The 9,224-nt window shown below is 61.3% G+C and carries 15 protein-coding genes; 4 read left to right on the top strand and 11 right to left on the bottom strand.

The genetic code is table 11. The annotated features are described in order from the left end of the window. From Q319_RS28415 to Q319_RS0121035, 3 genes are all read right to left on the bottom strand, one after another. Positions 1-185: hypothetical protein (locus Q319_RS28415; protein ID WP_211252398.1), on the bottom strand; the 185-nt coding region annotated here is incomplete at its 3' end. A gap of 143 nt (positions 186-328) precedes the next feature. Beyond that, on the bottom strand, positions 329-667 hold the full coding sequence (locus tag Q319_RS0121030; RefSeq protein ID WP_029484385.1) for a type II toxin-antitoxin system RelE family toxin: 339 nt from the start codon (positions 665-667) through the stop codon (positions 329-331). Positions 668-672: 5 nt separating this feature from the next. Then, positions 673-936, bottom strand: a complete 264-nt coding sequence (locus Q319_RS0121035; protein WP_029484386.1) for a type II toxin-antitoxin system Phd/YefM family antitoxin — start codon at positions 934-936, stop codon at positions 673-675. Positions 937-1,261: 325 nt separating this feature from the next. Here Q319_RS0121035 and Q319_RS0121040 point away from each other — a divergent pair, with 325 nt between their 5' ends. Then, positions 1,262-1,783 (top strand): hypothetical protein, encoded by a 522-nt coding sequence (locus Q319_RS0121040; protein WP_029484387.1) that lies wholly within the window; start codon positions 1,262-1,264, stop codon positions 1,781-1,783. A 213-nt stretch (positions 1,784-1,996) separates the two neighbouring features. On the opposite strand, the gene Q319_RS0121045 is transcribed toward Q319_RS0121040, so the two are convergent. The 5 genes from Q319_RS0121045 to Q319_RS27545 form a co-directional block, all read right to left on the bottom strand. Then, on the bottom strand, positions 1,997-2,455 hold the full coding sequence (locus Q319_RS0121045) for a hypothetical protein (protein WP_156039516.1): 459 nt from the start codon (positions 2,453-2,455) through the stop codon (positions 1,997-1,999). Positions 2,456-2,474: 19 nt separating this feature from the next. Then, complete coding sequence (locus Q319_RS0121050) at positions 2,475-2,999, bottom strand: PIN domain-containing protein (protein ID WP_281173853.1); 525 nt, start codon at positions 2,997-2,999, stop codon at positions 2,475-2,477. After that, a complete protein-coding gene (locus tag Q319_RS0121055) occupies positions 2,888-3,139 on the bottom strand; it encodes a type II toxin-antitoxin system Phd/YefM family antitoxin (protein ID WP_029484390.1) in 252 nt (83 codons plus the stop codon). Before Q319_RS0121055 ends, Q319_RS0121050 begins: the two co-directional genes overlap by 112 nt. 61 nt (positions 3,140-3,200) lie before the next feature. Next, a complete protein-coding gene (locus tag Q319_RS25860; protein WP_051655640.1) occupies positions 3,201-3,776 on the bottom strand; it encodes a hypothetical protein in 576 nt (191 codons plus the stop codon). Positions 3,777-3,917: 141 nt separating this feature from the next. Further along, positions 3,918-4,079: a hypothetical protein gene (locus Q319_RS27545; RefSeq protein ID WP_156039517.1), complete on the bottom strand. Its 162-nt coding sequence runs from the start codon at positions 4,077-4,079 to the stop codon at positions 3,918-3,920. 450 nt (positions 4,080-4,529) lie between these two features. Between Q319_RS27545 and Q319_RS0121070 the strand changes: the two genes are divergently transcribed. Beyond that, a complete protein-coding gene (locus tag Q319_RS0121070) occupies positions 4,530-5,504 on the top strand; it encodes a ferritin-like domain-containing protein (protein ID WP_029484392.1) in 975 nt (324 codons plus the stop codon). 370 nt (positions 5,505-5,874) lie between these two features. After that, entirely contained in the window at positions 5,875-6,063 is a 189-nt protein-coding gene (locus tag Q319_RS0121075; protein ID WP_029484393.1) for a DUF6440 family protein, read from the top strand. Positions 6,064-6,125: 62 nt separating this feature from the next. On the opposite strand, the gene Q319_RS0121080 is transcribed toward Q319_RS0121075, so the two are convergent. Together Q319_RS0121080 and Q319_RS0121085 are read right to left on the bottom strand one after the other, a co-directional pair. Further along, positions 6,126-6,734, bottom strand: coding sequence for a hypothetical protein (locus Q319_RS0121080; RefSeq protein ID WP_081846216.1), 609 nt, complete (start codon positions 6,732-6,734; stop codon positions 6,126-6,128). Positions 6,735-6,737: 3 nt separating this feature from the next. Further along, complete coding sequence (locus tag Q319_RS0121085) at positions 6,738-7,424, bottom strand: hypothetical protein (RefSeq protein WP_029484395.1); 687 nt, start codon at positions 7,422-7,424, stop codon at positions 6,738-6,740. Between the two features lie 637 nt (positions 7,425-8,061). On the opposite strand from Q319_RS0121085, the gene Q319_RS27550 reads away from it, so the two are divergent. Beyond that, positions 8,062-8,313 (top strand): hypothetical protein, encoded by a 252-nt coding sequence (locus Q319_RS27550; protein WP_156039519.1) that lies wholly within the window; start codon positions 8,062-8,064, stop codon positions 8,311-8,313. A gap of 99 nt (positions 8,314-8,412) precedes the next feature. Here Q319_RS27550 and Q319_RS28010 read toward each other — a convergent pair. Beyond that, the coding region (locus tag Q319_RS28010; RefSeq protein ID WP_029484397.1) for a hypothetical protein at positions 8,413-9,224 on the bottom strand (812 nt) is incomplete at its 5' end.

The raw sequence follows: 9,224 nt of genomic DNA on the forward strand, positions 1-9,224 counted from the left end.
GCGGCAGGCGTCAGGGGTGGCGCGGCGGCCTGACGGTCCTGGGCGGCGCGGCCCATCGCCAGAAACTGCGCGGTGGCCTTCGCCCTTTTGGGGGTAGATGACGAATCAATAGTGTCTGGCTCTAGAAATCCGCTGGAGCTTTGCCGTACCCTATGGGTCAGGCTTTCCCGTCGTTGGTTTGACATGTAAGGGTGTTTCCTTCGAGGTGGGATAGCTGAGCGGCACGTTTGGCGACGTGGCCGCTCGCTTCTTTTTCAGACTAGCACCCCGCTTAAGGCGGGGTGCTTCTTGTTGGAGTTTTGTTGGCCCGCTGTTGGCCTCGTGTTGGCTACTTCTCCCGCTCGTCGGCGTCCAGGCGCTCAATCTGGGCGTACACGTCGCGGCGGTTGCCCTCCCGACGGCGACCCACGCCGATCACCAGCACCACCACTTCATCCCGGATCACCCGGTACACGATGCGGTAGCGCTGGCCCACCGCCCGCACGCTCCGGTGACCGCGCAACTCGCCCAGCAGCGCCTTGCCCTGCAATTCAGGATCGGCGGCCAGGGCCTCGATGCGTTCCAGCAGGGCCTCACGCTCACGGCGGTCCGTCACGGCTTCCAGCATCTCCACGGCTTTAGGGGTCAGGTTGACCTGGTACGGCCCGGTTGCCTGGGGTCCGGTCATGGCGCTCAGCGACTCAGGCGGGCGCGCACATCGGCCAGGCTGACCCGCTCGCCGCGTTCGGCCTGGGTCATGCTCTCGCGCAGATCGGCCATCAGGCTTCCGTCTTCCAGCAGGTCCAGGGTCTCGGCCAGACTCTCGAACTGCTCATAGCTCAGCGCGGCCATCACCGGCTTGCCGTGGCGGGTGATGATCACCGGCTGCTCGCTGAGGGTTTCGGGCAGCTCCAAGAACTGTTTGCGGGCCTCGCTGATTGTCAGGAACCGGGTCATGCCGTAGTGTACAATAGAATGTACAAATTATAGGCTGCATAGAATTGACAGGGGCTGAATACCGCCCTATATTGGGGGAATCAAAGCGGCCTCCGGGTCGCTTTTTCTATTGCCGCAGAACAGGCCACAACAAGAGAAAACCCGCGCCCACACCCTCTTTGCTGATTTTTTCGTCCTTCTCGCTGGTTTGTCAGATTGGAGGAGACCCCAACTCGGCGTCAGATTGGCGCAAAACGAACACGGTAAACGCGGCAAAAACAGATGGGATTCTGGGGGTCTTGTTCAGGGATAGGCTGCACAGATGCGTGGACAGAACACTGGCTCATTGACCATCAGCCTGGGCGGCATGCTGTTCGTCCTCATCAACGCCGAAACCTTCCCTACAGATGTGGGCTGGCTGGTGCGTTTCCTGGGGGTGCTGGCCTTTGGGCTTGTGCTGTGGCAGGCGTTCCGCACGCCGAAGCGAGGCAAAGCACCGAACAGACCTTCGCCTGCTGCGTGGCGCACCTTCGCCATCTCCGTCGCTTTGATGTGGGTCGCCATCCCTTTGGGGGCCAACCTGCTAAGCCAGCAGTTCAATTTGCCGCAGCTCATCGTGTTGTGGGTCGTGTTCATGGTAGGGGCGCATTTCCTGCCTTTCGCCTCCGTTTTCACTGCACCGTTATTCGTGTCACTGGCCTGGACCCTGATGGGATTGGCCGCCGTTGGCGTTGTCCTGACCCTGACGGTGTGGCCGACGGCTCCCAGTGTGATGGCCGTGCTAGCTGGCTTTGTGCTGCTTGGCTTCGGACTGTGGATTGCGCGCATTGGACGTGAAAATCCTGTATCGCCACAGCAGCATGCTTAATGGGCACAGGAAAAAGGTCCAGCCACACCCTCTTTGCTGACCTATTGGGCGACGGCTTGAGCGGTGGCCCTGAGAACAAACGGGCTTTGACTCATGTTTTTTGCCACCGGACTGCCACAGCAGAATCAGATTCCACCGACGCCCCATAGAATCTGATTTTTCGCTGTGCTGGTTGGAAAAACGCCGTTGCCAGAATCAGAATCTGATCGTCGTTTAGCGCCTCCGCAGGGACTCCACTGGACGCTTTCGGAGGCCGAACAGCCTCAGCATCAGATTGGCGACGGCAAACGAGTCCAGATCACTCAGAACAAAGATCCGGTCCTGTGCTGCCAGCGCTTCATACGCGGCCTGATTCGTCCAGCCCCTGCCGCTGGGGGACGTGAGCTTCAGCGACTGCACCACATGCGCTGCTGACCTGACCAGACTGCCGTCTGCACTGACGTAGTAGACCGTCTGCGCGTCGATCAGGTACAGACCCGGCAGGGCGGGCTGCGGCCTGGTGTAGCCCTTTTCCGAAGCCCAGGCCGACACCAGTTCAGCTCGTCCTGCCAGCAGCACCGTGCCCGTGGTCTGCCAGTTGAGGAGCTGAAGGGCCGCGTACTGATCGGTCAAGCTTGGAAACGCCCCGCCTCGCCCAGTCTTGCGAACCCGGCACAGCCACACTTGATTCATGTCCTCACCTCGCCACGGTTCAGGCCAGTTCGTCGTCCACCCAGTCGGCCACCTGTAAGCCTGCTACCCGGCGGTACTCACGCCCGTTGTGGGTCACCAGCGTCAGGCCGCGCGCCAGCGCCATGCCCGCATTCAGCAGGTCATACGGGCCAATCGGCTGGCCCTGGGCCTTGAGGGCGGCCCGAATGCTGGCGGTCACCCGCGCGTCGCCTTGGCTGTACTCCAGCACCGTCACCCTGGGCAGCCAGAGTGCTAGAGCGGCTTCCACAGCGGCGCGTTTGGCGGGAGCCAGGGCCAGACCGAACTCGATCTCCATCACCGTCACGCTGCTCAGGGCCAGGGTGGACGGGGGATGCTGGGCCAGGTGGCCGCGCACCTGGCCCATCCCCCGCACCGCATGGCTGATGGTGTCGGTGTCCAGCAGGTACTCGATCAGAACAGCTCCCGGTCTTCCAGGGGCAGCAGGTCGTCGCGCGGGATGGTGAAGTCGGCAAGTTCTGGTGTGGCCGGAGCCGCGAAGAAGGCCAGCGCCTGCGGGGACCACTGGCCCTCAGCGTCTTCCAGGGCGCACAGCCGGGCGGCAGGCTTGCCGTTACGGGCAATGATCACCGTTTCGCCGCGTTCGGCGGCCTCCACCAGTTTGCTCAGTTGGGTCTTGGCGTCGTGCATGTTCACGGTCGTCATGGCGCTCACCTCTAGCTAAGAGATTAGTCCGTATGAGCGAAGGCGGTCAAGTGCTGCGCTGCTAGCGGCTGCCCAGGACACGCTTCAGCACCCGCTCCCACCACTTAGGCGGAGAGGCGCTCGGGGGGGCGGGCGCTGGGCGGGCGCGTACTTCCTCGCGCAATTCACGTAGCGCCTGGGCCTGCGCCTGCTGGGTTTCACCGAGCGCCCGCAAAGCCCCAGCGATCTCGCTGTCCCGTTCGTCGAGGGCCTGGAGCAGCGTGGTGATCCCCTCGCCCTGCTGATGGATCTGGGCGCTCAGCTCGTCCAGTTTCACCCGCCCGCCCTCCGCGCCCAGGGCGGGCGGGTCCAGCAGGGTCACCAACTCGCGGCCCGCGCGCACCAGTTCCAGGGCTGCGCGGGTGCTGTCGGCCTGTCCTTCCCGCACCGCCTCATGGGCCAGCATCACCCGCTCGGCGGCTTCCAGCGGCCATAGACGGCGGCGCTGGGCGTCCCTGGGCAGGGCCTCGAAGACCGCTTCGTAATCGGTGGAGATGCGGCGGAAGGTGGAGCCGGACACGCCCAGACGGGCGGCTAAATCGCCAGGAGTCAGGTGGACCCGCCCGCCCCTGCTCTCGGTGGTTTGCACGTCTGACACGGTACAGCATGGTTTACCCGCCCGGGGGGGCGGGCGCTCGGGCGCACGGGCGGCGCTCGGGCGGGCGCTGGGGGCGGGCGGGTGAATTTGTGCCGATCAGCTCAGCCGGGCGGTGAACTGGTCAGGCTATCCGGCTCGGCCTTACTGCCGGGTGGGTGAGGGCGGACCCTCGGCGGCGGCGCGCACCTTGCGGAGGGCCTCGGCCAGCTCGGGGCTGTAAGGGTTGACCACGAATTCGTGCGCCTTATCTTCCAGCAGTTCAAGCAGGGCGTGGGCCTCGGCGGGCGTGAGGTGAGTGTCCATATCCAGCAGGGTACTGGCCTGCCGCCTCTGGCTACCCAGATTTCTTTCTGGTAAGGCCAATTACTAGAAGTGACCCTTAATAAAGGGAGATTCCCTGTGAATCTTCACCAGGGCAAGACCTTTCCATCTTAGGCCTTAGGCGGGTGAGGGAAAAATTGTCAGTGCTGGGTGGGGAACTCCCACCGCTAGCGTTCTTACGCGCAGATGGTGTTGTTCCCTCTGGTCTGAGGGCAGCCGAACTCCGCTCTCATCTGGATCACAATGCTCATCTGAGTTTAATGCTCAGCATAGTTGACAAATTCAGTAATCCGATTCGGCTAAAGTGACATAGATCTAAAGTGAAACGACACAGAGCTTGGCGCTCGGGTGACCCCGCGTGACGGGGCTGTGTGAATAGCTCTGCGGATTCCGCCTTCTGTTTCCTACTTCTCATTTTTGGAGGTTTCACACATGAGCAACGACACACAGGGTTTAAGCAGCCGCCGTAAGTTCCTGGGCATGGCCGGCATGATGGGCGCGGGGGCCGTTCTTGCCAGTTGCGCCAACGGTGCTACCAATCTGCCCCCCAAGCCCGCCAAGCCTAACCTTGACGCCACCATCTTCAATTTTGCTCTGAATTTGGAGTATTTGGAAGCTGCCTTCTATCTGGCCGCCGTGGGCCGTTTGGAAGCACTCGACGCAGCAGGCGGCGACAGCAGTAAGGTCATTCTGCCTGCCGGCTTCACCGGCAAAGGCGGCGTAGCCATTCCCGGTCTGTCCGACAACGTGCGAAATCTGGCCGAGGAGATCGCGGAAGACGAACTTGCTCACGTCAAGGTGATCCGCGCAGTGCTGGGCAATGCAGCCGTTGGTCAGCCGACGATTGATCTGAGCGGTTCGTTTGTTGCGGCGGGTAAAGCGGCCTCGAACGGCGCGATCACGAACTTCAACCCCTACGCCAACGAGCTGTTCTTCCTGCATGGTGCCTTTATTTTCGAGGATGTGGGCGTCACCGCCTACAAGGGCGCGGCCCGCCTGCTGGTGGACGACAGCGCTGGAGGCAATCTGGAGAATGCGGCGGGCATCCTGGCCGTCGAGGCGTACCACTCCGGCGCCATCCGCCATGCATTGTACCTACGCCGGGACGAGCAGGCTGTTGCTGGCTTAACAGTGACCCAGGTCGTTCAGGCGATCAGCAATCTGCGTGATGCGGTAGACGGCACATCTGACACCGACCAGGGCATCGTGCCGGCGGGCAACCCCAGCTACCTGCGGGCCAATGCCTCCAATCTCGTCCCCACCGATGCCAACGGGATCGCCTTCAGCCGTACGCCCCGTCAGGTGGCAAATATCGTGCTGCTGGACACGGTGGGTACAGCAGTCAAGGGCGGCTTCTTCCCCAACGGTCTGACGGGAGACTTCAGCAAGATCGGCCTCGGCGCTTAATTCTTCTGGAATGACGCGCGCTGGAGCGGAATGCTCCAGCGCGCGTTCCTGTTGACTTGAGTTCGCTGGATCACTCGTGTCCGCAGGCTCTGAGGGAAAGAGTCGCCTAGTGATTGGCCGAACAATGCGCCGATTGTCCAATTAAGGTATACCCCAACTGAACGTAAGGTTGAGAGGTAAAAAGCGTCAAATTAGGATTGTTTTCGGTGTTGTCTGACAGTTCCACATGCGGGTCCAGAACCCAGTCTGATATTTTGTCTTGTCAGGCTACTCTTCGATTGCAGCACCATCACAGCCTCTCTCTTCAACTCAAATAAGCGGAAAAACTCAACTGAGACGGCATGTCCTCTCTTCGGGCTACGCTGAGCGCATGGCAAAGAAAAAGCGGTTTAAGGTTGTATATGAGGAAAACGGGTGGAGTGAGTCCATCCGTATCCTGTGTGATCAGGAGACGGGTGTGTGCTACCTCACTCAGTTCGTAGGTTTTGGAAGCAGCGTCACGGCGCTGCTGGATCAGGATGGAAAGCCGGTCAGGATGCCCAGGCAAGCTCAGACCTAAGTTTCAACCTACCACCGCGCCTCCTGCGGGCTGACTCATTTAGCATTCTGAAGAATTCCCAGTCACCGTTCGTAGTCGTAGGACCGTTGGCGCTGCTGCCGCTGGTACTCCCGGTCCTCGTCATAGCTGCGCTCGTGCTGGTGGAGCTGGGCCAGCTCCTGCGCGCCGCCCTGATCCTGGTACAGCCCCAGCTCGCGTTGCTGCTCCCGCTGCTGTTCGTAAGTCTCGCGGCCATGCGTCCGCAGGTCTGCCAGCTCGTCCTTCTGCAAGGTCCGGCTGGTGGCCGCCAGGACGTGGAGGTGATCGTGCTGGCCCTGGTCCGTGTGACTCACGGCGATCCAATCCTTGACCCGATTGCCCTGGGCCTCGATGCGCGCCATCTGCTTGGCGGCCCATGCCTGCCGTCCCTGCTCGTCCAGGTCCGCGCGCCCCTCGCCGGGGTTGAAGGTCAGCCGGTAGAAGTAGGTCTTCCCGTCGCTCTCGGCGGCGCGGTCCAGGCGCTCATACGCCTCCTGACGGGTCAGCTCCCCGTCTCTATCGAACAGGGGGCGGGTCTGGCGCTCGCCCAGGTCGTCCTGGCGGTGCTGCATGTACCGGACTGAGCCTTTGGCTTCACCCGCGCTGCGGGTGTAGCTGGCCTTGACCACCGAGAAGGATCTCGCTCCTGACATGGCCTATTTCCGCGCGCCGAACATCCCACGCGGCTTGCTGGCCTCCTCCTGGGCATCTTGCAGATGGGTGATGGCGGTCAGCAGTTGGACGGTCAGTTTATGAATGCTGCCCGTCAGCTCTCCCATGCTCCCCTGGGTCAGTTTCTCCTGACCTTCCAGGGCCTCCACCCGCCCCACCAGGGCGCTGACCACCTTCAACCCCTGCTGAAGTTGCCGGGTGGCTTCCGCAAGACCCACCAGCGCTGCCGGTTCCTGCGCTCCTGCACCCTCGCTGATCTCGTTCAAGGTGGCCCTGACGCCAGGGGTGGGGGTCTTCAACTTCTCGACGGCCTGATTCCAGGCGCTGCCGTAGAGCTGCTTGGCTTTCTCCTGATCGCTACCGTAGAGCTTGTACAGGGCGTGGCCTGCCGTCAGCCGTCCGGCCATGCTCTCCAGGGCGGTGCGGGCCAGGAGGTGCGAGAGGCGGTGGCCCTGGGCCTTGACCTCGTTGCGGGTCTGGACCCCCAGTCCTTCCACCATCTCCAGCAGTTCGGTTCGCAGGGTGGCGAGAGCGTCCTCACGGATCGTCTCGTGGGCCTGGCGCTCCCCGGCTTCCACCAGCCGGACCACCGTTGTCGTGAGCCGGTCACCGCGCACGTCGGCCAGCCGTTCCACCCGTTCGGCCAGCTCGGCGGGCAGCACCACCGACACTTTTCGGCCTCCACTTGTCGTAGTAACGTTCGCGGTTGTATCCGACTGTTTTTTACGGGGTGGCACGGTGTTTTCCTCCTGGATTTGAGCAAAGTGCTTTTATCTTCTAATTCTATCCGACTCCAGAATCGTTGTGTGGACGAGTGTTCAGCGACGACTTCGCAGAAGTCGGAAGATGGACTTATCTTGCTTACTTTCCCCCACAACGGTAAAAGGGAAAAAGAGGGTGGGGAGATGGGCGGGAGTGGCAGGGGGAAACGTGCCTCTGCTCAGGCTCAGAAGAAACCCAGACCACCCCAATTCTGTACTCAGTTTATCTGCTTGCTGGAGTTTTGACGGTTCGGATTTGCGCGTCACATCCTTTGATATTTTAAGACTGGACGTTGACAGAGTGGTTGATCGTGGAAATCCGCCGATGAGGTTACAGGTCATGCGAAATACATCGTCTGTGCTTAGGCCATTTCCAGGCTTCATTGCCTCAAGGGTTCGAATCCCTTACGTCTTGGTTTGGTGCATCTTATTCGGGATGCACCATTTTGCTGTCGAAGTTTCCCTTCTCTAACTGAGATTAGGCAAGAGAAAATAGACGGGTTCTATCCGGGTAAAAGTAGATAGTTTTAGCTTCTATACTCAAAGAATGACCACGGATACCGAACGGGAATATCACCGCCTTGTCGAGGTAGGAGCGACACCACTGGATGTTGCTCAAGTCGCTCACAGCCACGGCATGGGCGTCGTAGAGATCATGCGCCTGGTCCGGTCCCTTTTTCAGCTTGAGTTCGCGCAGGCAAAAGACATTGGGGTGCAGGCAGTTCATGGAATGGGACTGAGTGAGTATCAAGAAAAATATCTGCTCCCACTGCTGGAAGAACTTGAGCATCAAGATTAAAGGGAGCTGCTGACGGAATGGCCTGCCTCGTGGCGGGTCATCTTCGTTTGAGGCTGGCTGAGGGGGGTGGGGCATCCGGCGCGCTGTTTGCGCCGGAGGTCACGCCGCCCGAAGGCGGGCATTCAGCAGCGCAGCGGGCCGTTTCAGGCTGCCCCACTCGTGCCGGTCCACGTCCAGGCGGGCCAATTGCGCCGCCAGCACCTGAAGTCCCCCACGTCCTTCTACCTCCGCATTCCAGGCGTTCCAGATCGCTTTGCAGTACCAGCGTTGCGAGTGGTCATCGTCCAGGGCGTGGGCGAGTGCTGTGCCCAGAATCCCCACCAGGGCTGCCCGTTTGTTGGCGTCAGATTCTGCCACTGCTGGCAAGAGGTAAATCACGTCCTGCACGGTTCTGACCGCTTCTTCCAGCTCTTCGGGGGAGAATATGCGCGGGTCAGTGAATAACGGGTCTTGAACCTGGCCGGGGGTAACGGCCCAGGCTTTTAACTGCTCTCGAAGGTACTGGGCCTTTATCGGGCTAGCAATTGACCCGCGCATATTTTTTTCTCCGTCTAGGACGCTGTTTGCATTTTCAGCATTTGCGGCTTCCTGCTGGCCCAGCTTCTCGGCCCGCTGGACCACCCGGTAGGCCGTGCGGCCCGCCTGCCGGTCCTCGTCGAGGTTGCGGTACTGCGCGCTCAGGTCCTGGTAGCTCAGCTTGGCCTTGTGGCCGGGTTGCAGGCGGATCGCGTACAGCGTGCCGTCGATCACCGGAATGCGCTGGCCGTCGCGAGTGGTCATCGTGGTGTAGTGCGGGCGGGCATCGATGTACCCCATCTCCTCCAGCATGGGGGTCCACAGGCGCAGGGTGCTGACGTTCTTCTCCACCTGCGCGGCCATCATCTCGTTGGGCAGGTGCAGCACCATCTGAG

Origin of the sequence: Deinococcus marmoris DSM 12784 (assembly GCF_000701405.1) — a bacterium.
Classification (GTDB): Bacteria; Deinococcota; Deinococci; order Deinococcales; family Deinococcaceae; genus Deinococcus; species Deinococcus marmoris.

Bases quoted from the DNA above. Each gene is read 5' to 3' on its own strand.
- Q319_RS0121030 (WP_029484385.1), bottom strand. From the start codon at position 667: ATGACCGGACCCCAGGCAACCGGGCCGTACCAGGTCAACCTGACCCCT.
- Q319_RS0121035 (WP_029484386.1), bottom strand. From the start codon at position 936: ATGACCCGGTTCCTGACAATCAGCGAGGCCCGCAAACAGTTCTTGGAG.
- Q319_RS0121045 (WP_156039516.1), bottom strand. From the start codon at position 2,455: ATGAATCAAGTGTGGCTGTGCCGGGTTCGCAAGACTGGGCGAGGCGGG.
- Q319_RS0121055 (WP_029484390.1), bottom strand. From the start codon at position 3,139: ATGACGACCGTGAACATGCACGACGCCAAGACCCAACTGAGCAAACTG.
- Q319_RS27545 (WP_156039517.1), bottom strand. From the start codon at position 4,079: ATGGACACTCACCTCACGCCCGCCGAGGCCCACGCCCTGCTTGAACTG.
- Q319_RS0121070 (WP_029484392.1), top strand. From the start codon at position 4,530: ATGAGCAACGACACACAGGGTTTAAGCAGCCGCCGTAAGTTCCTGGGC.
- Q319_RS0121075 (WP_029484393.1), top strand. From the start codon at position 5,875: ATGGCAAAGAAAAAGCGGTTTAAGGTTGTATATGAGGAAAACGGGTGG.
- Q319_RS0121080 (WP_081846216.1), bottom strand. From the start codon at position 6,734: ATGTCAGGAGCGAGATCCTTCTCGGTGGTCAAGGCCAGCTACACCCGC.
- Q319_RS27550 (WP_156039519.1), top strand. From the start codon at position 8,062: ATGACCACGGATACCGAACGGGAATATCACCGCCTTGTCGAGGTAGGA.